The 26291-nt window shown below is 74.1% G+C and carries 20 protein-coding genes; 14 read left to right on the top strand and 6 right to left on the bottom strand.

All coding sequences use genetic code 11. The annotated features are described in order from the left end of the window. Positions 1-82: 82 nt before the first annotated feature. Positions 83-2980 (bottom strand): Ig-like domain repeat protein, encoded by a 2898-nt coding sequence (locus AC4MBH_RS20225; protein WP_491797198.1) that lies wholly within the window; start codon positions 2978-2980, stop codon positions 83-85. 191 nt (positions 2981-3171) lie between these two features. Between AC4MBH_RS20225 and AC4MBH_RS20220 the strand changes: the two genes are divergently transcribed. The 3 genes from AC4MBH_RS20220 (at position 3172) to AC4MBH_RS20210 (ending at position 6352) form a co-directional block, all read left to right on the top strand. Further along, entirely contained in the window at positions 3172-3711 is a 540-nt protein-coding gene (locus AC4MBH_RS20220) for a SigE family RNA polymerase sigma factor (RefSeq protein WP_491797197.1), read from the top strand. After that, a complete protein-coding gene (locus AC4MBH_RS20215) occupies positions 3708-4853 on the top strand; it encodes a hypothetical protein (protein ID WP_491797196.1) in 1146 nt (381 codons plus the stop codon). The genes AC4MBH_RS20220 and AC4MBH_RS20215 overlap by 4 nt, the downstream gene beginning before the upstream one ends. Positions 4854-4990: 137 nt before the next feature. Then, positions 4991-6352, top strand: coding sequence for an MFS transporter (locus AC4MBH_RS20210; protein WP_491797283.1), 1362 nt, complete (start codon positions 4991-4993; stop codon positions 6350-6352). A 21-nt stretch (positions 6353-6373) separates the two neighbouring features. Here AC4MBH_RS20210 and AC4MBH_RS20205 read toward each other — a convergent pair whose 3' ends face one another. After that, positions 6374-6847 carry a pyridoxamine 5'-phosphate oxidase family protein gene (locus tag AC4MBH_RS20205; protein ID WP_491797195.1) on the bottom strand — a complete coding sequence of 158 codons (474 nt, stop codon included), beginning with the start codon at positions 6845-6847 and terminating at the stop codon, positions 6374-6376. A 174-nt stretch (positions 6848-7021) separates the two neighbouring features. On the opposite strand from AC4MBH_RS20205, the gene AC4MBH_RS20200 reads away from it, so the two are divergent. From AC4MBH_RS20200 to AC4MBH_RS20175, 6 genes are all read left to right on the top strand, one after another. Then, positions 7022-8476 (top strand): MDR family MFS transporter, encoded by a 1455-nt coding sequence (locus tag AC4MBH_RS20200; RefSeq protein ID WP_491797194.1) that lies wholly within the window; start codon positions 7022-7024, stop codon positions 8474-8476. Between the two features lie 99 nt (positions 8477-8575). Then, positions 8576-11812, top strand: a complete 3237-nt coding sequence (locus AC4MBH_RS20195) for a PAS domain-containing hybrid sensor histidine kinase/response regulator (RefSeq protein WP_491797193.1) — start codon at positions 8576-8578, stop codon at positions 11810-11812. 138 nt (positions 11813-11950) lie between these two features. Next, positions 11951-12823 carry an AraC family transcriptional regulator gene (locus AC4MBH_RS20190; protein ID WP_491797192.1) on the top strand — a complete coding sequence of 291 codons (873 nt, stop codon included), beginning with the start codon at positions 11951-11953 and terminating at the stop codon, positions 12821-12823. 28 nt (positions 12824-12851) lie between these two features. Further along, positions 12852-13460 (top strand): NAD(P)H-dependent oxidoreductase, encoded by a 609-nt coding sequence (locus AC4MBH_RS20185; RefSeq protein ID WP_491797191.1) that lies wholly within the window; start codon positions 12852-12854, stop codon positions 13458-13460. An 85-nt stretch (positions 13461-13545) separates the two neighbouring features. Then, positions 13546-14025: a dihydrofolate reductase gene (locus AC4MBH_RS20180; protein ID WP_491797190.1), complete on the top strand. Its 480-nt coding sequence runs from the start codon at positions 13546-13548 to the stop codon at positions 14023-14025. 31 nt (positions 14026-14056) lie between these two features. Continuing rightward, positions 14057-14566 (top strand): hypothetical protein, encoded by a 510-nt coding sequence (locus AC4MBH_RS20175; RefSeq protein ID WP_491797189.1) that lies wholly within the window; start codon positions 14057-14059, stop codon positions 14564-14566. Between the two features lie 18 nt (positions 14567-14584). Here AC4MBH_RS20175 and AC4MBH_RS20170 read toward each other — a convergent pair whose 3' ends face one another. Next, a complete protein-coding gene (locus tag AC4MBH_RS20170) occupies positions 14585-15175 on the bottom strand; it encodes a hypothetical protein (RefSeq protein WP_491797188.1) in 591 nt (196 codons plus the stop codon). Between the two features lie 65 nt (positions 15176-15240). On the opposite strand from AC4MBH_RS20170, the gene AC4MBH_RS20165 reads away from it, so the two are divergent. Genes AC4MBH_RS20165 through AC4MBH_RS20155 form a run of 3 tightly spaced genes read left to right on the top strand, consistent with a single transcriptional unit; the run spans position 15241 to position 18806 of the window. Continuing rightward, positions 15241-16158, top strand: a complete 918-nt coding sequence (locus AC4MBH_RS20165; protein ID WP_491797187.1) for an LLM class F420-dependent oxidoreductase — start codon at positions 15241-15243, stop codon at positions 16156-16158. 50 nt (positions 16159-16208) lie between these two features. Next, positions 16209-17099: a 4-hydroxy-tetrahydrodipicolinate synthase gene (gene dapA / locus AC4MBH_RS20160; RefSeq protein WP_491797186.1), complete on the top strand. Its 891-nt coding sequence runs from the start codon at positions 16209-16211 to the stop codon at positions 17097-17099. Positions 17100-17120: 21 nt separating this feature from the next. Continuing rightward, positions 17121-18806 carry a ribonuclease J gene (locus tag AC4MBH_RS20155; protein WP_491797185.1) on the top strand — a complete coding sequence of 562 codons (1686 nt, stop codon included), beginning with the start codon at positions 17121-17123 and terminating at the stop codon, positions 18804-18806. Between the two features lie 328 nt (positions 18807-19134). Here the strand turns inward: AC4MBH_RS20155 and cydD are convergent, their stop codons facing one another. From cydD to AC4MBH_RS20140, 3 genes are read right to left on the bottom strand one after another with little or no spacing between them, the layout of a single operon-like run. Continuing rightward, positions 19135-22407 (bottom strand): thiol reductant ABC exporter subunit CydD, encoded by a 3273-nt coding sequence (cydD, locus tag AC4MBH_RS20150; RefSeq protein WP_491797184.1) that lies wholly within the window; start codon positions 22405-22407, stop codon positions 19135-19137. Next, positions 22404-23417: a cytochrome d ubiquinol oxidase subunit II gene (gene cydB / locus AC4MBH_RS20145; RefSeq protein ID WP_491797183.1), complete on the bottom strand. Its 1014-nt coding sequence runs from the start codon at positions 23415-23417 to the stop codon at positions 22404-22406. The genes cydD and cydB overlap by 4 nt, the downstream gene beginning before the upstream one ends. Positions 23418-23447: 30 nt before the next feature. Continuing rightward, a complete protein-coding gene (locus AC4MBH_RS20140) occupies positions 23448-24881 on the bottom strand; it encodes a cytochrome ubiquinol oxidase subunit I (protein ID WP_491797182.1) in 1434 nt (477 codons plus the stop codon). Positions 24882-24963: 82 nt separating this feature from the next. Here AC4MBH_RS20140 and AC4MBH_RS20135 point away from each other — a divergent pair, with 82 nt between their 5' ends. Together AC4MBH_RS20135 and AC4MBH_RS20130 are read left to right on the top strand one after the other, a co-directional pair. Further along, positions 24964-25365: a BlaI/MecI/CopY family transcriptional regulator gene (locus AC4MBH_RS20135; RefSeq protein ID WP_491797181.1), complete on the top strand. Its 402-nt coding sequence runs from the start codon at positions 24964-24966 to the stop codon at positions 25363-25365. A 13-nt stretch (positions 25366-25378) separates the two neighbouring features. Beyond that, positions 25379-26275 carry a M56 family metallopeptidase gene (locus AC4MBH_RS20130; protein ID WP_491797180.1) on the top strand — a complete coding sequence of 299 codons (897 nt, stop codon included), beginning with the start codon at positions 25379-25381 and terminating at the stop codon, positions 26273-26275. The last annotated feature ends 16 nt before the right edge of the window (positions 26276-26291 follow it).

Below are 26291 nucleotides of genomic sequence, written 5' to 3'. Positions count from 1 at the left end.
GTCTCGAGACCACCCGACACCGACGACCGACGCCCGGCCCGACCACCGTCAGGTGGCCGGACCGGGCGTCGTCGTACGGCGGTCAGCGGCCGCGGACCACCACGACCACGCGGCGGGGGCTGCTCGGCGCGACCACGTCGCTGCCGGCGTACCGCACCGACAGCACGTGGCGGCCGGGGCGCAGCACCGGCAGGACGAGCTCGGTGCGACCCGCGCGGGCCGCGCGGCGCAGGACCGTCCGGCCGTCCTCGGTGACGAGGAGGTCACCGCGCGGGGCGACCGCCGAGGAGAGCCCGGCCACGAGACGGGCGCGGCGGCCGGCGGCGACCCGGACGGTGGCCGGGGTGGCGGTGAGCGTCGACGTCGCCCTGGCGACCTGCAGGCGCAGGACGTCGGAGGACGCCGCGTGGGTGTCGTCGCCGGCGTAGCCCACCGTGAGGTCGTGCGTGCCGGGCCAGAGCGCGGTGCCCGGCAGGGTCACCACGGCGCGGCCGTCGCTGAGCGGGGCGGTGGCCAGGGCCCGGTCACCTGCGGAGACGGTGACCGACCCGGCGGGGCGGCCGTCCTGGCCGGTGACCCGCACCGTCACGCGGTGCTGGTCGCCGTAGTGGACGGTGTCACCGGCCACCGCGGCGGCCGTCGACGTGGTGCGCAGGCTCGGTCCGGCGACGGTGAAGCTGCCCGTCACCGGCTCGGCCACGCGCTCGCCGAAGCCCTGGGCGACGGCGTACTCCTGCACGCCGGTGGCGCCGTCGAGGTCGGCGACGAGGCGCCACGTCCCGTCGTCGGCGACGGTGGTCTCGGCGTCGAGCGCACCGGTGACGGTGATCTCAGCCCGCGGCGTACCGGTGCCGGCGAGCACGACGACGTCGGTGCCGGCGGGCACCGTCGCCGCCGGGCGGCGGGTGACGGTGAGGTCGGCGACGGACGGGCGTGCGGTCAGCCACTGCTCGGGGCCGGTGGGGTGGTCGACGATCCGGGTCTCGCCGACGCAGCCGTGCCAGCCGTTGCGGGCGGTGTCGTCGACGAAGTCGGCGCCGATGATCCACGGCATGCCGGCGTTGGCCGAGGCGCCGCCGGTGTCGGTGGTGTTGCGCAGCACCGGGGCGCCGTCGACGTACATCGTGGTGGTCTGGGTCGCGGTGTCGTTGACGACGGCGACGTGCTGCCACTGGTCGACCATGATCTCGCCGGACCACGCCGTCCGGTCGCCCTTGGTCGTGACCGCGGGCACCTCGGTGAACTGGAACTCACGCAGGTTGGAGATGCCGAGCGCGGTGGGGGAGGCGGTGTAGTCCCAGCGGGTCTGCGGCATGCCGGGCAGCTTGGACCGGTTGCCCGAGCGGACGACGGCCTTGCTCCACTGGTTGGCCTCGGCGGTCCAGTCGGCGTCCATCTTGACGAAGGTCTCGATGGTGTAGCCGTTCGGGAACGTCGTCTCGGTCGCCGGGGTGCCGCTGGTCGACTGCAGGAAGCTGAAGCGGCCGGTGCGCTGGTCGGCGCCGGTGAAGCAGACGGCACCGGGGTCGGCGGAGTACGGGTTGACGTCGTCGGTGACGACGACGTCGCCCACCTCGGCCGTGGTGGAGCCGGAGGCGGCGAGTCCCACGCGGTGCAGGTCGGTGTCGCCGGCGACGTCACGGAAGACCTGGCCGGGACGGACGATGCCGGGGTCGGCGTCGCCGAAGCGCCAGTGCGCGAGGGTGCCGGGGACCTCGACGTAGTCGTCGGCCGAGCCGGCCTGGACGAGGTCGTTGCCGTCGGGGGCCTCGAAGCCGTCGAGCAGGATGTCGCGCGCCGCCTGCGTGAGCGACGGCTGGTCGGCGGGGCCGGTCTGGAAGCCCTCGAACCGCTCGGTGAAGTCGAGCTCGACCTGGTAGGTCTGGTGCGGCTCCTCCAGGAAGGCCTGGTCGTACGCCGTCAGCGCCTCGCGCGGCTTGGCGACCACCCACGGCGACCCGGTCTGCATGGTCATCGTGCCGTTGGTGAGGTCCATCTCGACCAGGCCGAGGTAGCCGTTGCCACCCTCGTAGGCCATCTGGTGGTCGATCAGCACCTGGGTGACATGGTGGCCGGCGGCGTTGAGGCGGTTGCGGTGCGTCGAGCCGTGGTAGTGCCCGTTGAAGGTGAGGAAGACCTGGTCGCTGTCGTTGATGAGCCGGTCCCAGACCCGCTCGCCGTACGCCGAGTCCTTGGGCGTGACGGCGTCGGCACCGATGTTGATCAGGTCGTGGGAGGTGAGGATCGTCGGCAGGTCCTGCTCCGCGATCACCGCCTTCGCCCACGCCAGGGTGGCGTCGGAGGCGCGCCAGGGGAGCGCCATCGACAGGAACTCCTGGCCCTGGGCCTCGAAGACGTGCCACTGGCTCATCCCGGTCGGGTCGCTGCCGCCGTACGTCGACTGCCCGGCCGCGCGGCTGGGGCTGAACCACTTCAGGAACGGCTCCGCGGCGAGGTCGTAGTCGGTGTCGTTCAGCGCGTCGTTGCTGTTGAGCACGTCGTGGTTGCCGGCGAGGATCGAGTACGGCGTGTCGGCGTCGTCGAGGATCCGCATGGCGCGGTCGGCGGCCTCCCACTCGCGCGCGACGGTGGCCCGGTCGACCACGTCGCCGACGTGGGTGACGAACGGGATGTTGAGCTCGTCGGCGTGCTCGGCGAGCCAGGCGGTCTGGACCTCGAACGGGTCCTTGCCGTAGCGCGGGACGAACTGGTCGGCGGAGTAGCGCGCGTAGAACTGGGTGTCCGGCAGCACCGCCAAGGTGAACCGGGACGCCGGCGCGGCGTCGTCCGCGTCGACGATGGTGTCGGCGGTCGTGCCCGCGGCTGCGGCCTGCACGGCGGGGGCGGGCTGGTCGGCGCGGGCGCTCGCGGGGGCCGAGGAGACGGCCGGCACGACGGCGCCGATCCCCAGGGCCACCGTGAGGGCCACCGGGAGGGTGAGACGGCCGCGCTGTCGCGGCCGGCGGGAATCGAGGTCCACTGCTCTCCTTGGAACGGGCTGGTCGACCGGCCGGGCCGACCGGTCGTCGCCACCCTGCCGACGACGCCCCAACGCGTCGTGTGCGCACGGTGTCCGTGGCCGGAACGTCGGGTGGACCGAGGGGTGGGCTGCTCGTCGGTCCCGGGACCGGGGTCCGAACCTTTTGCCGCCGTGGTGTCGTCTGGGTGGTCATGAGCGACGCAGACGACGACTTCGCTGACTTCGTGCACGCGCGTTCAGCGGCGTTGCACCGGGCGGCCTACCTCATGGTGGGGGAGCAGTCGCTAGCCCAGGACCTCGTGCAGGAGGCGCTGGTCAAGACCTACGCGGCGTGGCCCCGCCTCCGGGCGAAGGAGAACGCCGAGGCCTACTGCCGCAGGGCGATCACGACGACCGCGATCTCGTGGTTCCGCCGGCGGCGGTGGACGCACGAACGATCGGTGGAGGCGGTGCCCGAGCCCCCACTGGACGCCGGCGCCGGACTGGCGGGCGGTGTGGTGCAGAGCCAGTGGCTGTGGACGGCGCTGCAGACCCTCCCGGTGCGCCAACGCGTGAGCATCGTGCTGCGCTACTACGAGGACCTCACCGAGGCGCAGACCGCGGACGCCATGGGTTGCGCGACCGGCACGGTGAAGTCCCAGGTCTCGACCGGTATCGCGCGACTCCGCGAGGTGCTGGGCGATGACGACCCCGACCTCCTTCCCCTGACGACGATCGGTGTGACCCGATGACCGAGAAGCTCAAGGCCCTGATGGACACCCGGGCGAGCGCGCCCGACTTCCCCGTTCCCGACATCGCGGCCCTGCGCCGGGCCGGCCGGCGCCGCCGGCACGGCCGTCGCGCCGCGATCGCAGCAGCCGGGACGCTCTCGCTCGCCGGGGTCGCAGCGATCGCCGGGTACGCCGTCCAGGCTCCGGGTGGCACGGCCCGCGACCTCGGTGACCCGACCGGCCGCACCACCGAGGTGACCGACGACGCGGTGCCTCACGACCCGTCGTACGCGACGGGGTCGGTGATCAGGAGCCTCGACGGCTCGGCGATCGTCGAGGTCGGGCACCGCGTGGTGTCCTTCGTGCGCACCCCCGACGGGTTCGTCACCGCCGACCCGCAGGGCCGGGTCTACTCCGTGCTCGACGACCGGGTGGAGCAGGTCGGGAACACCGACCGGCGCGACGCCCGGTTGGTCGCCGACCCCCGCTCGTCCTTGGTCGGCTGGATCGATCCCACCGGGGACGACCCGGCGGTCGTGGTGTCCGACCCGGCCTCCGGCAGCACCTGGAGGCTCGACCTCGACACCGAGGGCATGGGCAGGCTCTCCGACGAGCGTGACCCGGTCCGGCTGTGGGCGCTGGACGGCGGCACGGCGTACGTCCGCGACCAGGCCGGTCTCGCGGCTGTCGACGTCGACAGTGGCCGGCGCCGCGACCTCGGTCCGGACGAGGACAGCGTCGACGTCGTAGCCGCTCGTGAGGGTCAGGTGGTCTTCTCGGTCGGCGAGTCCGAATCGTCCTCCCTGGCGCTGGGGCCGAGAGTGGACGAGCCGCGGGTCGCGCTCGAGGCCGACTACTCCAGCGCCGGTCTCTTCTCCCCGGACGGGACCTACCTGACCCTCGACGCCGATGTGGCGACGGTCGTCGAGACCGCCACTGGCGACGCTGTCGAGCTCGGGGTCCCCGAGTTCTCCACCGGCTTTCAGTGGCTCAGCGACGACGCGCTCCTGGTCGGTGCGATCGCGCCGGGCGAGCAGGCGCTCGACCTCCTCGAGTGCGACGTGACCTCCGGCAGCTGTGTGGTGCTGGTCGACGACGTGGTGGGGATGGGCCCCGTCGAGGCCGGCGAGTTCGTCGTGCCCAGCGGGCAGGACGCACGCTGACGCCGGGTCGGACGCCGATGCCCGGGCCACCGTCGGTCGCGGTCAACGCACCGCGCCACGTGCCGGTCGGGCGGTAGGCGGCGCCGGGCGATATCGACGCGACACGCGGGCGCGTGGTCCACGAGGATTCACCGGTGATGCTCGCCGCCGTCCTGCGTCAGGCGCGTCCGCCGTCGCCGCTCGCCGGTCGGCTCGCCCGGCAGTCGCTGCTCTTCGCGCTCGGCGAGGGCACCTTCATGACCGGGTCGGCGGTCTTCTTCACCCAGGTCGTGGGGCTGTCCGCGGCCGAGGTCGGGCTCGGGCTGACCCTGGCCGGCCTGGCCGCCTTCGTCGCCGCCCTCCCGATGGGCAAGCTGGTCGACCGGTTCGGTCCGAAGAAGATGTGGGCGGTCAGCGCGACCGGGCAGGCCTCGATGTTCGCGCTGTGGCCCTTCATCACCGACTTCCGGGGGTACGTCGTGATGGCCGTCGGGATGGAGGTGATCGGCGCCCTCGGTGGGGCCGCCCACGGCGCGTACACGATCGACGTCCTGCCGCCGGAGGAGCGGGTGCGGTCGCGCGCCTACATGTACTCGGCGCTCAACGTCGGCTTCACCCTCGGGTCCTTGGTCGGCGGCATCGCGCTCGCGTTCGACTCCAACGACCTGCTCCACGCGCTGCCGTGGTTCACCGCCGTGGTGTTCCTGGTCAACGCCGCCGCGATCACCCGGCTGCCCCGGGCCTCCCACGACGACCGCACCCCGGAGGAACGCCGGGCGAAGGTGCCGGGTCCGGGTCCGCTGCGCAACCCCGGCTGGCTCCTCACCACCTTCTTCGGCGGGGTCTTCTGGACCAACCAGGTCCTGCTCAACATCGTGATCCCGCTGTGGCTGGTGGAGGAGACCGACGCCCCGCGGGTGCTGCTCGCGTTCCTGTTCGGCACCAACACGGTGATGTGCATCTTCCTCCCGATGGCGGCCGCGCGCGGGGTCGAGGACGTGCCCACGGCGCTGAGGGCGGTGCGGATCTCGTCGACCTTCTTCGTGATCTCCTGCCTGATCACGCTGGCCACCCACGACACCGTCGGCTGGACCACGATCGCGCTGGTCTGGCTCGGTCACGTCACCGTGACCGGGGCCGAGCTGTACCTCTCGGCCGCCAGCTGGTCCTTCGAGGCCGAGCTGATGGACCCGCGCCAGCGGGGCGCCTACCAGGGGGCCGACGAGCTGAGCAGCACCCTGGGGCGGGTGTGGGCGCCCGCCGTGTACACGTTCCTGGCGATGAACTGGGGGGCCGCGGGGTGGCTGGTGATCGCCGGCATCATCGTGGTCGCCACCATCGGCATCCACCCGTCGACGAGGCTGGCGCAGCGGTTCCTGGAGCAGCACGTCCCCGCCGACGTGCTGGCCGAGGCCCGGCGCTCCACCCCCGACCCCGAGGAGGGGATCGCCGTCGGGCCGCCCTCGCTCGTCGAGCCCGAGGAGCCGGCGTCGAAGCCCCCGCACGACCCCCTCCGCTGACCACGAGTGACCCGCGCCCGGTCACGGGTCCACCTCGACCCGACCGTCGCGCTCGTCGAGGACGTACGCGTGCGAGGCGGTCGCCCGGTAGAGGCGGAAGGGTGCCGTCCCGGTCACCTGCTCCGCGGTCCACGGGTCGAGGCCCTGCTCGCCCGCGCGGGCGTTGAATGCCGCGAGGGCGTCGGCGCGGTGGTCGGGTGCGACCTCGGCGGCCACGGCGTCGACGTAGACCGCCGAGGCGCCACCGACCGGGACCCCGGAGTCGAAGACGACGATGCCGACCGCGGGGTTGGCCGCGATGTTGCGGGAGTGCCGGGCTCCGGGCCGCGACACCCACACGAAGTCGTGGGGCTCGCCCGTCGCGAACCAGACCGGGGTGGCCCACGGCCGCCCGGCCGCGTCGGCGGTGGCGAGCGTGAGGTAGGCGTTCGCGGCGATCACCCGGCGCGCCTCCTGGGTCGCCGTGCCTGCGTCGGCGTCCTCCGCGACCGCCATGGTCGTCCCTCCTCGTGCTCGACGTGCCGTCCCGAGGTAGGACGCCGTCCGCGCCACCGACTCATCGGTGGCCACGACGACGACCCGGCCGGCGCCCGGCCCACGGACCCGCGAACCCCGAGACACCGCGAGACACCGGGAACACCGGGGCGCCGACCCGGGTTGGCGTCTCTCGTGACGGCCCCCGAGATCACCCGCGCCAGCGTCGGACTGCGCAGCGAGCGCGGACCGGTCCTCCTCGCGGTGATGCTCAGCATCGGGCTGGTGGCGATCGACGCGACGATCCTGGCGACCGCGGTCCCGGCGGTGGTCGACGACCTCGGCGGGTTCACGTCGTTCCCGTGGCTGTTCTCGATCTACCTGCTGGCCCAGGCGGTGTCGGTGCCGATCTACGGCAAGGTCGCCGACCTCTACGGGCGCAAGCCGGTGATGCTGCTCGGCATCGGGTTGTTCGTGCTCGGCTCGCTGCTGTGCGGCGTCGCGTGGAGCATGCCGGCGCTCATCGTCTTCCGGCTGGTGCAGGGTCTCGGCGCCGGTGCGGTGCAGCCGATGGGCATGACGATCGTCGGCGACATCTACTCCCTGGCCGAGCGCGCCAAGGTGCAGGGCTACATCGCCAGCGTCTGGGCCGGGGCCTCGGTCCTCGGGCCCACGCTGGGCGGGATCTTCGCCGACTACCTGTCGTGGCGCTGGATCTTCTTCGTCAACCTGCCCCTGGGCATCGCGGCCGGATGGGTGATGTGGCGTCGCTTCGACGAGAGCGTGGAGCGGCGCAGTCACTCGATCGACTACGCCGGGGCGGTGCTCCTCGCCGCCGGCGGCTCGCTGCTGCTGCTCGGCCTGCTCGAGGGCGGGACGCGCTGGGCGTGGGACTCCGCCCCCGGCGTCGGGATCTTCGTCGCCGCGGCCGCGCTGCTCGCCGCCTTCGTCGTGGTCGAGGCGCGCACACCCGACCCGGTGCTGCCGCTGTGGATCTTCCGGCGCCGGGTGCTGAACGCCGCCAACTCGGGCGCCTTCGTCGTCGGGGTGCTGATGCTCGGGCTGACGTCGTACGTGCCGCTCTACGCCCAGGGCGTGCTCGGCCACGGTGCGCTGGTCGCCGGGCTGACGCTGGCCTCGATGACCATCGGGTGGCCGATCGCCGCCGCGACGAGCGGTCGCTTCTACCTGTCGATCGGCTTCCGCAGGACGGTGCTGATGGGGGCGCTGTTCGTGATCGCCGGCGCGGCGCTGCTGCTGCCGGTGAGCGCCGACAGCGCCCTGTGGCAGCTGGCCCTGCCGTGCTTCGTGATGGGGGTCGGGTTCGGCTACGTCGCCAGCCCCGGCGTGATCGTCGCCCAGTCGTCCGTGGGCTGGCAGCACCGGGGCGTGGCCACCGGCACCAACATGTTCGCCAGGTCGATGGGCAGCGCCGTCGGCGTCGCCGTGTTCGGCGCGATCGTCAACAGCCGGGTGGCCGACCAGGCCCCGTCCGGCGGCACGCTCGACCTCGAGCACTTGTCCGCCGGGGTGCTGGCGCCCGCGATCCACGCGGTGTTCGCGTGCTCCGCCGTCCTCGCGCTCGCCCTCCTGCTGTCGGGGCTGCTGATGCCGCGGCGAGCGGGTACGGAGGAGCCGGCCGCCTCCTGAGCCGCAGGGGCCGGGCGGCGCGCCGGTGGCCCGCGGGCGTCGCGATGGGGATAATCGGTCCGCCCTGGCCGGGCGTCGTGTCGAGGAGGGGGGCCACCGGTGAAGCACGGCGATCTCTACCGGCAGATCGTCTCCTCGTCGACCGACGGCATCGTCGCCCTCGAGCTCGACGGCACCATCCGGTACGCCAACGCCAGCGCCGAGCAGCTGCTGCGCGCCAGTCCCCTCGAGCGCCGGCACATCGACGACTTCCTCGACGAGGTCGGGCGCCGGCACTCGCGCCAGCACCTGCACCTGGCGGCCGAGGGCACGTTCCTCGACGACGAGGTCGACACGATGCTGGTGCGGGCCGACGGCTCTTCGTTGTGGGTGCGCCTGCGGCAGACCGGGCTCCGGGAGGGCGACACGTGCACCGGCGTCATCCTGCGCCTCACGGACAACCACGAGACCAAGCAGCTGCTCGAGGCGGTCTACGAGAGCCAGCGCCACCTGCTGCGTGCCGAGCGGATCTCGCGCAGCGGCAACTGGACCTGGGACGTCGCGACCGCGAGCGCGTCGTACTCCGAGGGTCTCGAGGAGCTCTACGGCCCGCACCTCGACGACCTGCTGACCCGCGACCGCGACCGGCTGAAGGCGGTGACCCACCCCGAGGACCACCACCGGCTGACCGACGCCCTCGACCGTCTCGTCAGCGGCGCCGGGCCGCGCATCGACCTGGAGCTGCGCCAGCGGGGGCGCGCCGGCTGGATGTGGGTCCGGCTGCGCGCGGTGGGCACCTACGACGCGGAGGGTGCGCTCGCGGAGGTCTCCGGCACCTACCAGGACATCACCCGGCTCCGCGACACCGAGGACCAGCTGCAGGACCTGGTCACCCAGAACTCCCTGATGCACGCCGTGGCCACGGCGGCCAACGAGGCGACCACGCTCGCCGAGGTGCTGGAGCAGGCCGGGTCGCTGGTGGTCCTGCACGACGACTGGGACCGGGCCCGGGCCTTCGTCCCGTCCCCGGTCGGGACGGGGCTCGTCCCGCACCTCGGTCCCGACGACGACGCGTCCGGCGACAGCGACACGGCGGCGACCGACGCCATCGAGCGGGCCACCGCCGAGGAGTGCTACCGGCTCGGTCGGACCGTGTGGGACGACGAGCGTCGTCTCACCATCGCCTTCCCGATCCGCCTGGGCGAGGAGATCCTGGCGGTGGTGACGATCACCTCGCTGCCCCCGCTGTACCGGCACGACATGATCCAGCAGATGGCCGACCAGGCCGCCCTGCTCATCTCGCGGGTCGCCGAGCGCGAGGCGTCGGCGCGCGAGCTGGCCGACGCGCGGGACCGCGCGCTCCAGGCCTCGCAGCACAAGACGGACTTCCTCTCGACGATGAGCCACGAGATCCGGACGCCGCTCAACGGCATCATCGGTCTCAACGAGCTGCTCGGCGAGACGACGCTCTCGGAGCGCCAGCGCCACTTCGTCTCGGGGATCTCGGTCTCGAGCCGGACCCTGCTCGACCTGCTCAACAACATCCTCGACTTCTCCAAGATCGAGGCCGGCCACCTCGAGGTCGAGGCGCTCGACTTCGAGGTCCGCGAGGTGCTCGCCGAGGCCGGCGAGGTGCTCGCCGACGCGGCACGGGCGCGCGGCATCGAGCTGCGCATCTCCTGCAGCGCCGACGTCCCCGACGTCCTCCACGGCGACCCCACGCGACTCCGGCAGGTCCTGCTCAACCTGGGGTCGAACGCGCTGAAGTTCACGACCGCCGGCTCGGTCGACGTCCGCGCCTCCGTGGCACCCGGTGCGACGGCGGCGTCCGACGGCCCCGGCCACCTCCTGCGGCTGGACGTCCGCGACACGGGGATGGGCATGACCGGCGTCCAGCAGGAACGCGTCTTCGCGCCGTTCGCCCAGGCCGACAGCTCGACCAACCGCCGGTTCGGTGGCACCGGGCTGGGGTTGGCGATCTGCGCCGAGATCGTGGCCGCCTTCGGCGGTGAGATCGGGGTGGAGAGCGAGCCCGGGGCGGGCAGCACCTTCTGGTTCACGGTCCCGCTCGGCCCCGCGAGCGACCCGGCGGCGGCCGACCCGCTCGCGCGAGCCCGGGAGGCGCTCGGTGGGAGGCGGGTGCTCGTGGTCGACGCGCACCCGCAGGACCGCGCCGTCCTCCTCGAGCAGCTGCGGTGGTGGGCGGTCGACGCCGATGCCGTGGCCGACGCCGACGAGGCGTCGGCGCGGCTGGCCGCAGCGGTCGCGGCGGGTGCGGCGTACGACGCCGCGGTGGTCGGCTCGCCCCTGACGGGGGTCGACGGCACCACCCTGGCGGCGGCCGTACGTCGACAGGGCTGGCCGCGCGACCTGCCGCTGGTGCTCGTCACGCCGACCTACGTCCCGGTCGACGAGGCACTCCGGGCCGAGGGCGTGCACGCCGGCCTGGTCAGGCCGGTGTCGTCGTCCGGGCTGCGCGACACCCTGCTGAGCACCCTCGCGCCGGCCGGCGTCGCCACCGACGCCATCGTGCGGACGACCGGGCCCCGGGCCACCGCGGTGTCGGGGGAGCGCGGGCACGTCCTGGTCGTCGAGGACAACGAGATCAACCAGCTGGTGGCGCGTGGCCTGCTCGAGGCCCAGGGCTTCGCCGTCACCGTCGCCGACGACGGCATGACGGCCCTCGACCTCGTGGAGCGGCAGACCTTCGACGCCGTCCTGATGGACGTGCAGATGCCCGGGATCGACGGCTACACGACCACCCGGCGGATGCGCCGCCGCGAGGTCGTCGCCGGCCGCGCGCGGCTGCCGATCCTGGCGATGACGGCGGCCGCGATCGCCGGTGAGCGCGAGCGGTGCCTGGCCGCGGGGATGGACGACTTCCTCACCAAGCCCGTCTCGCCGCCGGCGCTGCAGGACGCCCTCGACCGCTGGGTGGCGCGCTCGCCGGCGCTGCGCGCGGCCGGTGGGTCCGGCTCGCGCGGACCGGCCAACCCCCACCTCGACCTGGAGCGGCTGGGCGAGCTCCTCGACATCGGTCCCGGTGCGCAGGCCTACCTGGACCGGGCCATCGGCAACTTCCTCGAGCGTCGGCCGGGCGTGATCTCCTCGGTCACCCGTGCGGTGGCCGACTCCGACGCCGCCTCGCTGTCCTTCGTCACCCACGCCCTCAAGGGCAGCGCCGGCAACCTCGGCCTGCCGGTCGTCACGGCCATCGCCCACGAGCTCGAGACCTGCGGCCGCAACGGCGTGACCGAGGGGGTCATGGGCCTGGTCGGCGACCTCGCCACCGCCCTCGCCGAGGCCGGCGAGGCGCTCGCGGAGTACCGGGACTGGTACCGCGCCCTGCCTGCCTGAGCCTGCCTGAGCCTGCCTGAGCCTGCCTGAGCCAGCCTGAGCCTGCCGGGCGCCGCCGTCCCCGACCGGATCGGACCCGGATGGTCGGGTGCGGGGACGGGCTCGCCGCGCAGACTGGCGGGGAAGGAGGACCCCCGCATGATCACTGCTCTCAACGCGGTCGTCGACGAGGTGGAGACCCACCTGGCGTCCGACCCGTCGGCGCCGCTCGACGTGTCCGCGCTGGCACGTCGCCTCGGCACGACCGAGCACCACCTGCGCCGGATGTTCTCGTCGCTGGCCGCGATGCCGCTCTCGGAGTACGTCCGGCGGCGCCGGATGTCGTCGGCCGCCGCCGAGCTCGTGGCCGGGGACGACGACCTGCTCACCGTCGCGGTCCGGCACGGCTACGGCTCGACCGAGGCGTTCGGTCGCGCGTTCCGCGCCGTCCACGGCGCCGGCCCCGGCGAGGTGCGCCGCGACGGGGGCCCGCTACGCACACAACCGCGGATCAGGTTCCACCTGACCGTGCAAGGAGGCAACCCGATGGACACCCGGGTCACCGACCTGCCCGCCGTCCGACTCGTCGGCCGCGCCACGCGCGTGCCGCTGGTGCACGACGGCGTGAACCCGCACATCGCCGAGCACGTCGCGGCGGTCCCGGCCGCCGAGACCGCCCGGCTCAAGACCCTCAACGACACCGAGCCGTCGGGTGTCCTCGCCGTCTGTGACGACCTGGACCCCGACCGCGCCGAGGGCAGCGAGCTGACCTACCTGCACGGCGTCGCCACCACCGCCAGGCCCGAGGGGCTGGACACGATCGAGGTCCCGGCCGGCACCTGGGCCGTGTTCCGCACCGAGGGCCCGCACCCGGCCGCCCTGCAGGAGGCGTGGGCCGCGACGGCGACGGAGTGGTTCCCCTCGCAGCCGTGGCGGTTGCGACCCGGACCCGAGATCGTCGCGACCCTCGCGTTCGACCCGGACGCCGGCACCGCCACCTGCGAGCTCTGGCTGCCGGTCGAGCCCGGCTAGGCGCTCGCGGACCGGATAGCGTCGGGGCGTGAGCACGGTGCTGGCGGTGGTGGCCCACCCGCGTCGCGACAGCTTCACCTGGGCCGTGGCCGACCTGCTGGTCAGCCGGGCGCGGTCGGGCGGTGCCGAGGTGGTCCTGCACGACCTCTACGCCGACGGGTTCGACCCGCTGCTCACCGCCGAGGAGTCGCGCCACGTGCAGCAGGGCACGTCCGGCCCCGCGGGCGACGCGCTGACCGGCCGCTACCGCGACGACCTGGCCCGTGCCGACGTCCTGCTCGCCCTGCACCCGAACTGGTGGGGCAAGCCGCCCGCGGCGATGAGCGGCTGGCTGGACCGCGTGCTCGCCCCGGGCGTCGCCTACAAGCTCTCCGGTGGGGCTGCGGGTGAGCCCGAGGCGCTGCTGCGCCTCGACGCGCTCGTCGTCACCTTCGGCGACACGGCCGCCGACCGGGAGGTGACCGAGTTCGGTGACCCGCTGCAGGCGATCTGGACCCGCTGCGTGCTCCCGTACGTCGGCGCCGGCCACGTCGAGCGACGGCACGTGTCGCCGGTGGGCGAGCTCTCGGCCGAGGAGCGCGGGCGCGAGGCCGAGGCCTGCTGGGCGTCGCTCGCCGCGCTGCTCGGGCCGCGGTGAGCGGGGGACCGTTCGCCGGCGTGATTCGGTCCCTGCCTCCCCGCCCCCCACGCTCCGCCCACAGCCCCCACTACGCTCGCGTCGCATGAAGCGGGTCATCCTGGTCGCGGCGGTCGCCCGCAACGGCGTCATCGGCCACGGCCCCGACATCCCGTGGCGGGTCCCGGGGGAGCAGGCGGAGTTCAAGACCCTCACGACGGGCCACGTGCTGGTGATGGGCCGCACGACGTACGAGTCGATCGGCCGGCCGCTGCCGGGCCGCACCACCGTGGTGCTCACCCGCGACCGGTCGTGGTCCCCGGGGCACGACGACGTGCTCGTCGCCCACGGCCTGCTCGACGCGCTGGCCAAGGCAGCGGTCCACGAGGGCGAGGTGATCGTCGCCGGCGGCGCCCAGGTGTACGCCGAGGCGATCCGCTCGGCGAGCGAGCTGGTCATCAGCGAGATCCCGCTCGAGCCCGAGGGCGACGTGTTCTTCCCGCCGATCGACCCCGCGGTCTGGCAGGTCACCGACCGCGAGCGGTTCGAGGGCTACGAGCGGGTCTGGTACGCCCGGAACACCTGACGCCACGGGCCGGGAGACCTATCCTCCGAGCATGAGACGCAGCCTGCTCGTCTGGACGGTCCTCGCCGCGCTCCTCGGCGCACTGCTGCTCGCGCCGGGTCGTGCCGACGCCGCCGACGCCGTCCGGGTCGACGAGCGGGACGACGCACCGGCCCGGCTCGACATCGCCCGCGCCCGCTACCGACACGGCGCGGAGGTCGTCGCGGCGACCGCCGTGGTGCCGCACCTGGCTGCTCGTGGTCGCGCCGAGCTGGCGATCAGCCGCTTCGACGTCTTCGAGGCGGGCTTCGTCGCGCGTCTGGTCAAGCGCGCCGGGCGTCCCGCCGTGGCACGCCTGTACTACTTCGACCACTTCGACCTCGAACCCCGGCCGTGCGCCGGCCTCAGGGGCACCTGGCGGGACCGGTCGGTCAGCCTCGTCGTCCCGCGGCAGTGCCTCACCGAGGGCCACCGCCGTCCGAGGCTGTTCGTCCAGGTCGCGGTCGGGCAGGGCGAGGAGTCCGACCTGGCACCCGAGGTGCGCAACCTGCAGCGAGGCTGACCGACCAGCGGGGGACCCCTACAGCGCCGACGCGTGCAGCGCGACGTCCGTGGCGTAGTGCTCCTCCAGCAGCCGCCGCGTCGCCTCCGGCACGGGTGCGGCCGCCCGCGGTGAGGCGTTGGCGCGCGGCATGGCCGGCGTCTCGATCCCGAGCCGGTCCGCCATCCACGCGACGGCGTCACCGAGGTGCTCGTAGCGGTAGACGCGGTCGACCGGAGGCCGGCCCGGGCGGGTGCGCACGAAGTTGGTGGCCGAGCCGAGGTCGACCTCGCCCGCCACGACCCGCTCGGCGAACTCCTCGAACGACGTCCCTCCGGTGTGTTGCGGGCTGCCCTCCGAGCCGGGCCGGGCGCGGTAGCGCCACCACGACTGCACCCAGTCGACCGGCTCGCGCACGACGCACACCAGCTCGTAGCTCTCGCGGGGGTGGCCGTAGTGCTCGAGCACCGGCACGAAGACCTTGTCGAACGTCCGGGCGGTGGCGTGCTTCATCTGCGGCGGGCGGCGTACGACGAGCTCGGCGTGCCGGCTGAACGCCCGTTCCACCGAGGTCGAGCCGGTCTTGGTCATCGCCAGGAAGCAGAAGCCGGCGCGCGCGGCGGCGATCACGATGCCCTCACGGCCCGAACGGTAACGCTCCCGACCGGTTGGCGACCGGCTGGCACAGTGACGCCATGGACCTGCGCATCTTCACCGAACCCCAGCAGGGGGCGACGTACGACGACCTCCTCGCCGTCGCCCGGCGGGCCGAGGACCTCGGCTTCGACGCCTTCTTCCGCTCCGACCACTACCTCGCCATGGGCGGCGACGGACTGCCCGGCCCGAGCGACGCGTGGACCACGCTGGCCGGGCTCGCCCGCGACACCAGCACGATCCGCCTCGGCACCCTGATGACCAGCGCCACGTTCCGCCACCCCGGCCCGCTGGCGGTCACCGTGGCCGGTGTCGACCAGATGAGCGGGGGCCGGGTCGAGCTCGGCATCGGCGCCGGCTGGTACGCCGCCGAGCACACCGCCTACGGCATCCCGTTCCCGCCGACCGGCGAGCGGTTCGACCGCCTCGAGGAGCAGCTCGCGGTGATCACCGGCCTGTGGGGGAGCGACGGCACGTTCTCCCACGACGGCCCGCACTACCCGGTCGCCGACAGCCCCGGCCTGCCCAAGCCCCGGCAGGACCGGCTGCCGGTCATCGTCGGCGGCGTCGGCAAGCGGCGCACCCCGGCCCTCGCGGCGGCGTACGCAGACGAGTTCAACCTGCCGTTCAGCGACACCGACACCACCCGCGCCCAGGTCGCCCGCGTCAGCGCCGCCTGCGAGGCGATCGACCGCGACCCGGCGACGATGCGGTGGTCCAACGCGCTCACGGTCTGCGTCGGCGCCGACGAGTCCGAGGTACGCCGCCGCGCCGAGGCCGCCGGCCGCGACCTCGACGACCTGCGCGCCAACGGCGTGGCCGGCACCCCGGCCGAGGCGGTCGAGACGCTGGCCCGGTTCGCCGGGGCCGGCTCGCAGCGCGTCTACCTCCAGGTGCTCGACCTCGCCGACCTCGACCACCTCGACCTGATCGCCGCCGAGATCGCGCCACACGTCTGAGTCGGCCGTGCGGCGTCCCGGGAGCAGGTGTGGACCGATAGCCTGGACCCATGACGCGACCGACCGCGCCGTTCGGCACCGTGCTCACCGCGATGGCCACGGCCTTCCGCCCTGACGGCTCGCTCGACCTCGACGCCACCCAGCGCATCGCACGCCACCTCGTCGACCACGGCCACGACGGCCTCGTCGTCTCCGGCACCACCGGTGAGTCCGCCACGACCACCAAGGAGGAGGACGGCGAGACGCTCGCCGCCGTCCGCGACGCGGTCGGGCCCGACGTCACGCTGGTCGCCGGGGTCGGCACCAACGACACCAGCACCTCGATCTGGCTCGCCCAGCAGGCCCGTAAGCAGGGCGCCGACGGCGTGCTGCTCGTGACGCCCTACTACAGCAAGCCCGGCCAGCGCGGCATCGTGCACCACTTCCGCCAGGTCGTCGACGCCGCCGAGCTGCCCGTGATGCTCTACGACATCCCGAGCCGCACCGGCAGCCAGATCGCGATGGAGTCCTACGACGAGCTCGCCCGCTGGGACGAGGTCGTCGCGGTCAAGGACGCCGTCGGCGACGTCGTCCGCGGCCTGCGCCTCCAGCAGTTGGGGCTCGCGATCTACTCCGGCGACGACGCCCACAACCTCGCCTGGCTCGCCCACGGCGCCGTCGGGGTCGTCTCCGTGGCCGGGCACGCCTGCGGCGACCAGCTGCGCGAGATGGTCGACGTCTTCCCGCACGACCCGGCCCGCGCCCGCGAGGTCTTCACCGGCCTGCTGCCGGCGATCGACGCGATCATGGGCACCCCCAACTACGGCGCCACCACCGCCAAGGCGGCCCTCGAGCTGCTCGGCGTGATCGACAACCGCCACGTGCGCTCCCCGCTCGTGGCCCTCGACGACGACGAGGTCGCCGCGCTCCGCGTCGGCCTCGCGGCGTCGGGACTCCTCTGACCCTGCTCCGTAAGGACCCCTGTGAGCCACCCGCACCCCGAGCTGTCCGCGCCCCCCGAGCTGCCGAAGGGCGGGCTGCGCGTCATCCCGCTCGGCGGGCTCGGCGAGGTCGGCCGCAACATGACGGTCTTCGAGTACGACGGCCGCCTCCTGATCGTCGACTGCGGCGTGCTCTTCCCCGAGGACCACCAGCCCGGCGTCGACCTGATCCTCCCCGACTTCGGCCCGATCCGTGACCGGCTCGACGACGTCGAGGCGCTGGTGCTCACGCACGGTCACGAGGACCACATCGGCGCGACGCCCTACCTGCTGCGCGAGCGCCAGGACATCCCGCTGGTCGGCTCCGAGCTCACCCTCGCGCTGCTCGACAGCAAGCTGCGCGAGCACCGCCTGCGCCAGACCGTGCACCACAAGGTCAAGGCCGGCGACCGGATGATCCTCGGGCCCTTCGAGCTCGAGTTCATCGCCGTCAACCACTCGATCCCCGACGCGCTCGCCATCGCCATCCGCACCGGCACGGCCCTGGTGCTCCACACCGGTGACTTCAAGATGGACCAGCTCCCGCTCGACGGCCGGATCACCGACCTGCGGTCCTTCGCGCGCCTCGGCGAGGAGGGGGTCGACCTCTTCCTCACCGACTCGACCAACGCCGAGACCCCCGGCTTCACGCCCACCGAGAAGTCGATCACCCCGGTCATCGACCAGGTCTTCCGCGACTCGAAGCAGCGGATCATCGTGGCTTGCTTCGCCTCCCACATCCACCGCGTGCAGCAGGTGCTCGACGCCGCGGTCGCCAACAACCGCAAGGTCGCCTACGTGGGCCGCTCGATGGTGCGCAACATGGGCATCGCCCGCGACCTCGGCTACCTCACGGTCCCCGGCGGCACCCTGGTCGAGGCCAAGGACCTCGCCGACCTGCCGCCCGAGCGCCAGGTGCTGGTCTCCACCGGCAGCCAGGGCGAGCCGATGAGCGCGCTCAGCCGGATCGCCCAGCGCAGCCACCACTTCGTCCACATCGAGGAGAACGACACCGTCCTGCTCGCCTCGAGCCTGATCCCCGGCAACGAGAACGCCATCTACCGCGTCATCAACGGCCTGGCCCGCTGGGGCGCGCGCGTGGTCCACAAGGGCAACGCCCACGTGCACGTCAGCGGCCACGCCAGCGCCGGCGAGCTCCTCTACTGCTACAACATCGTCCAGCCGCGCAACGTCCTGCCGGTGCACGGCGAGATCCGCCACATGCTCGCCAACGCGGCGCTCGCCCGCTCGGTCGGCGTCGAGAACGTCGTGGTCGCCGAGGACGGCGTCGTCGTCGACCTCGTCGCCGGCGTGGCATCCATCGTCGGCAAGGTGGACGTCGGACTGGTCTTCGTCGACGGCACCTCGGTCGGCGACATCACCGAGGCCGACCTCAAGGACCGCCGCATCCTCGGCGAGGAGGGCTTCATCTCGGTGATCATCGTGGTCGACTCCGTGACCGGCAAGGTCTCCGCCGGCCCCGAGATCCACGCCCGCGGCAACGCGCTCGAGAACGACGACTTCAGCGCGGTGCAGAAGTCCGTCATCGACGCGGTCAACGCCGCCCTGGCCGAGGGCAACGTCGACTCCTACCAGCTCCAGCAGACCGTGCGCCGCGTCGTCGGCCGCTGGGTGTCCAACACCCACCGCCGCCGGCCGATGATCATCCCGGTGGTCGTCGAGGCCTGACGGTGGTCGAGCCGTCCGAGCGCCGGCGAGGACGAGTCGAGGTCCCCGTCGGGTGCGTGCCTGCGGTGGGTGCGTAGGTCGAGGGGTCTCGACCCGGGCTCGTTCCTCGCCCGGCTCGACCACCGTCGGTGGTTCCTGTGGTCGCGGGCGGGGGCCGTCCCGGGTCGTGAGGCGCCTCGTCCTTGACGGTGGACGAGTCGAGGCCCCCGTTGGGTGCGTGCCTGCAGTGGGTGCGTAGGTCGAGGGGTCTCGACCCGGGCTTGTCCCTCGCCCGGCTCGACCACCGTCGGTTCCTGCCGTGCCAGGCGAGGCCAGCGCGTGCGTCGGGTCAGCCCCGGGTGCCGGCGAGGTCGAGCACCTCGTCGACCCGGTCGAGCCCGTGGGCGGTGTGGGTGACCCACACCAGGGCGCGGCCGGTGTCCCGCAGCGCCAGCAGGTCCTCGGCGACCGCGTCGGCGGTGGCGCCGTCGAGGTGGGCGGTCGGCTCGTCGAGCACCAGCACGTCGTGGTCGGCGAGGAGCAGGCGTGCCAGCCCGATCCGGGCGCGCTCGCCCCCGGAGACGGCGTCGCCGCCGTCGCCGACCAGGGTGTCGAGGCCGGCGGGCAGCGTGTCCAGCCAGGGGTCCAGCCGGGCCGCCCGCAGGGCCGCGCGCACCTCGTCGTCGGTGGCCCCCGGCCGGGCGAGCCGCACGTTCTCCACCACCGACGTCGCGAACAGGTAGGGGTCGTCGTCGAGCAGACCGACGCGGCGGCGTACGTCGTCGGCGCGCAGCGTCGTGACGTCGACGCCGCCGAGCGTGTGCCCGCCCGCGGCGGGGGAGAGGAAGCGCACCAGCACCGCGGCCAGCGTCGACTTGCCGCTGCCGGAGGGCCCGACGACGCCGAGGGCGCGGCCGGGGTGGACCGCCAGGGAGACGTCGTGCAGGACGACGTCGTCGTCCCACGCGGCGTCGACCCGGTCGAGCCGGACGTCGCCGGCGGTGGCGGCGTCGGCGGGTGCCGCGGGGTCGACGACGGCCGGGTGCAGCGCGTGGAGCGCGTCGAGACGGGCGGCGGCGGCGCGGGTCTCGTGGCGCAGCACGCCGGCGTCGGCCAGCGGCGCGGCGACCTCGGCGAGGGCCAGCGGCACCAGGACGAGGAGCGCGACGACCGGGCCCGAGACCGCGCCGCGGGCGACCGCGGCCGCCGAGAGCACCCCGGCGCCGGCCACGAGGAGGGGCCAGGCGCGGGCCAGGGCGTGCCAGCGCGCGGTGCGCAGGGTCGCGTCGGCGAGCGCATCGGCCGCCGATCCCACGACGGTCCGTGCGGGGCCGTCGGCCTGCCACAGCACCAGGTGCCGGGCGTCCTGGAGCGCGGCGAGCAGCCGGGCCGAGAGCCCGGCCCGCGCGGCCACCCGTGCGGGTCCGTGGCGGCGGCTGCCGAGGAGACCAGCGGTCCAGGCACCGGCGCCGGCCACCAGACCGGTGGCGAGGACGACGACCGCAGCCGCCGGGAGGAACAGCGCCGAGACCGCCGCGATGAGGAACGTCGTCCCGAGCCAGACGGCGCCCGGCACCCGGACCCGGACCAGGTCGTCGACCACGCCGTCGACGTCGTCGACCACCGAGGCGAGCAGGTCGCCCCGCCGGCCAAGTCGACCCGGCACCAACGGCACCAGGTCGTCGTAGACGCCGGTGCGGCGCTGGGCGAGCTCGCGCAGCGCGACGTCGTGCGCGACCACCCGCTCGACCCACCGGAGCACCGGGCGCGCGAGGCCGAACGTGCGCACGCCGACGATGGCGGTGAGGAGCATCAGCACGGGCGGGTGCTCGGCCGAGCGCACCACCAGCCACCCCGCGGTCGCGGTCAGTGCCACGCCCGACGTCGAGGCGAGGACGCCGGCGGCGGCCGCGCCCGCCAGGCGACGGCGGCGTCCTTCCGCGGGCGTCGGCGGTCGGTCGCCCGGGGCGTCGGTCGCGGTCTCCGCCACCGCGGCGGGCCGGGCGGGCTCGGGCCGGTCCGGCGCCGGAGCCACCGGACGCTCCGCAGCCGCGAGCCGGACCACCCGGTCGGCGGCGGCCACCAGCGCCGGCCGGTGCGCGACCGCCACCACGCACCGCTCGCGCGCGAGGTCGCGGACCGCGCGCACCAGCACCTCCTCGGTGGCCGCGTCGACGTGGGCGGTCGGCTCGTCGAGCAGGACGACGGGTCGCTCGCTCACCAGCACCCGGGCGAGCGCGACCCGGGCCCGCTGGCCCGCGGACAGGCCGCGGCCGTCCTCCCCGAGCGGGCGGTCGGGGTCGAGGTCGAGCCCGACGGTCCGCAGCGCGGAGACCACCTCGGCGCGGGTCGCCGTGGGTCGACCGACACGCACGTTGTCGGCCGGCGTACCGGCGACGAGCCACGGCGTCTGGCCGACCGAGGCGACGAGGGTCCGCCACTCGTCGAGGTCGGCCGCCGGCACGTGCAGCGCGCCGCCGGTGAGCGCGACCTCGCCCTGGAGGGCGGCGAGCAGCGTGCTCTTGCCGCAGCCGGACGGGCCGGTGACGACGGTCAGGCCGACCGCCGGCAGCCGGACCGAGACGGGGTCCAGGGCCGGCATCGCGCGGCCCGGCCAGGTCACGGTGGCGTCCACCAGCTCGAGGTGGTCGCCCGGCACCAGGTGGGGGAGCCGTGCCGGCGCCGACTCGCCGAGCGCGTGGATCGCCTCGAAGGTCGCGGTGCCCTCGGCGGCGGCGTGGAACTCCGCGCCCACCCGGCGCAGCGGCCAGTAGGCCTCGGGCGCCAGCAGCAGCACCACGAGCGCGGTCTCGAGACCCAGGCCGCCGGCGGCCAGGCGCAGTCCGACCGTCACCGCCACCACGGCCACCGACAGGGTGGCCACCAGCTCCAGCACCGCCGACGACGCGAAGGCGAGCCGCAGCACGTCGCGGTTGGCCCGCCGGTAGCGGTCGGTGACCTCGGCGATGCGGTCGGACTGGGCCCGCGCGCGCCGGTGGGCCACCAGCGTCGGCAGGCCGCGGACGACGTCGACGAAGTGGCCGGCCAGGCGACTCAGCAGTCGCCACTGCCGCTCGACCCGGTCCCGGGTGGCCAGCCCCACCAGCGCGGCGAACACCGGCACCAGCGGCAGGGTCAGCGCGACGACCAGGGCGGCCCACCGGTCCTGGGTGGCGATCGCGCCGAGCGTGACCAGGGGCAGCACCGCGGCCAGCACCAGGGCCGGCACGTAGCGCGTCAGGTAGGGCTCGACCGCGGCCACGCCCCGCGTGGCCAGCACGGTCAGCTCACCGACGCGGTGCCGGGCGAGGTCGGTGGCCTCGAGGCGCAGGGCGTCGTCGAGCACCTGGGCCCGCAGGTGGCGCCCGACACGGGCCGCGGCCGCCGCGGCGGCCAGGTCGCCGGCGTACGACGTCGCGGCGCGGGCGGCGACCACGGCGCCGACCGCCACCGCCGGCCCCGTCCAGGGCCCGCCGCCGACCAGCGCCACGAGGAGCGCGGCGAGGGCGAACGCCTGGGCCACCAGCAGCGCGGCGCCGAGCACCCCGCAGCCGACGACGGCGAGCAGCGGGCCCCGCGCCGGGCGGAGGTGCGGGAGGACCCGCGGGTCGAGGGGCCTCACGGGTGGGCGAGGTCGGCGGTCGGGATGTGGTGCACCGAGATCCGCTTGCGGAAGACCCAGTAGGACCAGGCCTGGTAGCCGACGACCAGGGGTGCGAAGACCACCGCCACCCAGGTCATGATCTCGAGCGTGTACGGCGTCGCGGCGGCGTTGGTGGTGGTCAGCGACCAGGCCGGGTCGAGGGTGGAGGGCATCACGTCGGGGAACATCGCGACGAACAGCCCGGCCACCGTCAGGGCGATCGTGGCGAAGGTACCGATGAACGCCCAGCCCTCCCGCCCGGCCCGGGCCGCCGCGACCGCCGACACCAGCGCGAGGGCCGCAACGGTGAGGACGACCGCCGAGACGCCGGTGCCGGTGAGGACCTGGGTCCAGGCGAGGAACGCGACCGCGACCAGCGCGGTCACCGCGCCGAGGCGTACGGCGAGGGCCCGCGCCCGGTGCCGCACCTCGCCGTCGGTCTTGAGCGCGATGAACATGGCGCCGTGGGTGAGGAACAGCAGCAGCGTGGTGAGCCCGCCGAGCAGGGCGAAGGGATGGAGCAGCGTGAGCACCGATCCTCGCAGCTCGTGGTCGGCGTCGAGCGGCACGCCGCGCGCCAGGTTGGCGAAGGCGACGCCCCACAGCAGCGCCGGCACGAACGACCCGACGATGATCGCGAGGTCCCAGCGGGCCTTCCAGGTGGCCTCGGGCCGCTGGTGGCGGTACTCGAACGCCACGCCGCGCACGATCAGCGCGAGCAGGATCAGCAGCAGCGGAAGGTAGAAGCCGCTGAACAGCGAGGCGTACCACTCCGGGAACGCCGCGAACGTCGCCCCGCCGGCGACCAGCACCCACACCTCGTTGCCGTCCCAGACGGGACCGATGGTGTTGATGAGCACCCGGCGCTCGGTGTCGTCGCGGCCCAGGACCGGCAGCAGCATCCCGACGCCGAAGTCGAACCCCTCGAGCGCGAAGTAGCCGATCCACAGCATCGCGATGAGCGCGAACCAGACGGTGGTGAGCTCCATGTCTCCGTGTCTCCTCAGCAGTCGGGTGGCTCAGTAGGCGAACGCGAGCGACTCGTCGTCGCTGTCGGCGGGCCGGGGTTCCTCCTGCGCCGGGGCCCCGGCGCGGATGGCGCCGAGCAGCAGCCGCACCTCGATCACCGCGAGGACGGCGTAGACCGAGGTCAGCGCGACCAGCGAGGTCATCGCCTCCGCGGCGCTGACGCCGGGGGAGACGGCGTGGTCGGTGGTCATCAGCCCGAACACCACCCAGGGCTGACGCCCCATCTCGGTGAAGATCCAGCCGAACGAGCTGGCGCCCAGGGCTCCCAGCGGCAGCGCCACCAGCAGCGCGCGGTACCAGCGTCCGCCGGGTGCTCGTCCGCGCCGGGTCAGCCAGAGCACGAGGCCGGCGCCCGCCGCGGCAAAGGTGCCCAGCCCGATCATCAGCCGGAATGACCAGTAGGTCACCGGGACCACCGGCACGTAGTCGTCGGCCTGGTAGTAGGTCGTGCCCGGGTCCTCGCCGTACTCCGCGCGGTAGGCCTCGCGCAGGTCGTCGATGCCCTCCACCCGGCCGTCGAACGAGCCGGTGCCGAGGAACGACAGCAGGCAGGGGACGGTGACGGCGTACTTCTCCTCGCGACCGTCGGGGGTGCCGACGGTGAGCAGCGAGAACGGCGCGCACGACTCGCGGGTCTCGTAGAGCCCCTCGGCCGCGGCCATCTTCATCGGCTGCACCTCGGTCATCACCTTGCCCTGCTGGTCGCCGGTGACGGCCACGCCCAGGCCGGCGACCAGCGCCACGGCCGCCCCGAGCCGCACGCCCTTGCGGTAGAGCGCCCGGTCCTCGCCCGAGGCGCGGCGCGCGTTCAGCCAGCCGGCGACGGCCACCATGAACACCCCGGCCGTCAGGTACGACGCCGCGATCACGTGCGGGAACGTGACCAGCTGCACCTCGTTGAACATCACCGCGGCGAAGTCGGTGAGCTCTGCGCGGCCGGTGGCGGCGTCGTAGTGGTAGCCGACCGGGTGCTGCATCCAGGAGTTGGCCGCCAGGATGAACCACGCGGACGCCAGCGTGCCGAGGTGGACGATCCACATGCAGGCGGCGTGCACCGGGCCGGGCAGGCGGTCCCAGCCGAAGATCCAGAGCCCGAGGAAGGTCGACTCGAGGAAGAACGCGAGCAGGCCCTCGATGGCCAGCGGCGCCCCGAAGACGTCACCGACGAAGCGGGAGTAGTCGGACCAGTTCATCCCGAACTGGAACTCCTGCACGATGCCGGTCACCACGCCGATGGCGAAGTTGATCAGGAGCAGCTTGGCGAAGAACTTCGTCAGCCGCAGGTAGTCGGGGTCGCGGGTGCGCAGCCACCGGGTCTCCAGCACCGCGACCAGGGCGGTCAGCCCGATCGTCAGCGGGACGAAGAGGAAGTGGTAGACGGTCACGATGCCGAACTGCCAGCGGGCGATGTCGACGACGTCCAAGGTGTCCTCCCGAATGGTCTACGACGATGCGTAGTAACTACGACAAAGCGTAGTACGTACTCATCCGTAGTACCATCTGGGGGTGCCCGTCCCGCAGCCCTCGCGGCCCTCCCGCTCCCAGCTCGGCGACCTCGAGCGCGCGGTGATGGAGCGCCTGTGGGCCGTTCCCGAGGGCGCGGCCGTCACCGTGCGCGAGGTGCACGCCGACCTCGCCGCCGGCCGCGACATCGCCTACACCACGGTGATGACCGTGATGGACCGCCTGGCACGCAAGGACCTCGTCGTCCAGGAGCGCGACGGCCGGGCCTACCGCTACCGGGCGCGGGCCAGTCGCGCCGCGCTCACCGCCGGGTTGATGCGCGACACCCTCGACGACTTCGCCGAGCACGACCGGGGCACGGCCCTGGTCGCCTTCGTCGAGGAGGCCAGCGCCGACGACCTCGCCGCCCTGCGCCGCGCCCTGGCCGACCTCGACGGCTCCTGAGCGGACCGGTGCGATGACCCCGGTGCTGCTCGGCGCGCTCGCGGTGCTGCTCGCCGGTCCGGCACCGGCCGTCCTGGCCCGCGTGCCGCGCACCCGGCGCACGCCGCGGACGGCGATGCTGCTGTGGCAGGCGGTGGCGCTCGCCGCCGTCCTGGCGGCGCTGGGCGCCGGGGTGTCGCTGGCCACCGACCGGGCCTGGCGGCGCGAGCCCGACCCCGTGGCGTACGCCGTGGCCGCGGTGGCGATGGTGCTCACCGCGCTGGTGCTCGGCCGCCTGCTGCTCAGCGGTCACCGGGTCGGCACCCGGTTGCGCGGGCTGCGACGACGCCACCGGGCCCAGGTCGACGCGGTCGCGCGCCGCGACGACGCCCGGTCGCGCGGCACGTCGGTGCTGGTCCTCGACCACGACGTGCCGGTGGCCTACTGCCTGCCCGGGATGCCGGGCGCCCGGGTGGTCGTCTCCCGCGGGGCCCTGGCGCGGCTCGCGGACGGCGAGGTCGACGCGGTGCTGGCGCACGAGCGGGCCCACCTGCGCGCCCGCCACGACCTGGTGCTCGAGGCGTTCAGCGTGCTGCACGAGGCGTTCCCCCGGTGGGTGTCCAGCCGAGCCGCCCTGGCGGAGGTGCGGCTGCTCGTCGAGGTGCTCGCCGACCGGGCCGCCGCCCGCGCGGCCGGGTCGCAGGCCCTCGGCCGGGCCCTGGTCGAGCTCGCCGGCTCCCGGGCCGGCGGCCCGGCGGGCGGCGCCACCCTGGGCAGCGGTAGCCGCGGCGACGACCTGCTGGCCCGGGTGCGGCTGCTGGGCGACCGGCGTCCCCGACCCGGTCAGGCGGCGCTGCTGACCGTGCTGGCCGGCGCGGTCCTGGTGCTGCCCACGACCTTCGTCGTCTCGCCCTGGCTCGCCGGGCTCTGACCGGCGCCCCCAGGCG

Source organism: Nocardioides sp. WJ219, from assembly GCF_058559815.1.
Note: the sequence above shows the minus strand (reverse complement) of the source record. Positions and strands in the feature narration are given on the sequence as shown.

Bases quoted from the DNA above. Each gene is read 5' to 3' on its own strand.
- AC4MBH_RS20220 (WP_491797197.1), top strand. From the start codon at position 3,172: ATGAGCGACGCAGACGACGACTTCGCTGACTTCGTGCACGCGCGTTCA.
- dapA (WP_491797186.1), top strand. From the start codon at position 16,209: ATGACGCGACCGACCGCGCCGTTCGGCACCGTGCTCACCGCGATGGCC.
- AC4MBH_RS20190 (WP_491797192.1), top strand. From the start codon at position 11,951: ATGATCACTGCTCTCAACGCGGTCGTCGACGAGGTGGAGACCCACCTG.
- AC4MBH_RS20205 (WP_491797195.1), bottom strand. From the start codon at position 6,847: ATGGCGGTCGCGGAGGACGCCGACGCAGGCACGGCGACCCAGGAGGCG.
- AC4MBH_RS20180 (WP_491797190.1), top strand. From the start codon at position 13,546: ATGAAGCGGGTCATCCTGGTCGCGGCGGTCGCCCGCAACGGCGTCATC.
- AC4MBH_RS20210 (WP_491797283.1), top strand. From the start codon at position 4,991: ATGCTCGCCGCCGTCCTGCGTCAGGCGCGTCCGCCGTCGCCGCTCGCC.
- AC4MBH_RS20175 (WP_491797189.1), top strand. From the start codon at position 14,057: ATGAGACGCAGCCTGCTCGTCTGGACGGTCCTCGCCGCGCTCCTCGGC.
- AC4MBH_RS20165 (WP_491797187.1), top strand. From the start codon at position 15,241: ATGGACCTGCGCATCTTCACCGAACCCCAGCAGGGGGCGACGTACGAC.
- cydB (WP_491797183.1), bottom strand. From the start codon at position 23,417: ATGGAGCTCACCACCGTCTGGTTCGCGCTCATCGCGATGCTGTGGATC.
- AC4MBH_RS20215 (WP_491797196.1), top strand. From the start codon at position 3,708: ATGACCGAGAAGCTCAAGGCCCTGATGGACACCCGGGCGAGCGCGCCC.
- AC4MBH_RS20130 (WP_491797180.1), top strand. From the start codon at position 25,379: ATGACCCCGGTGCTGCTCGGCGCGCTCGCGGTGCTGCTCGCCGGTCCG.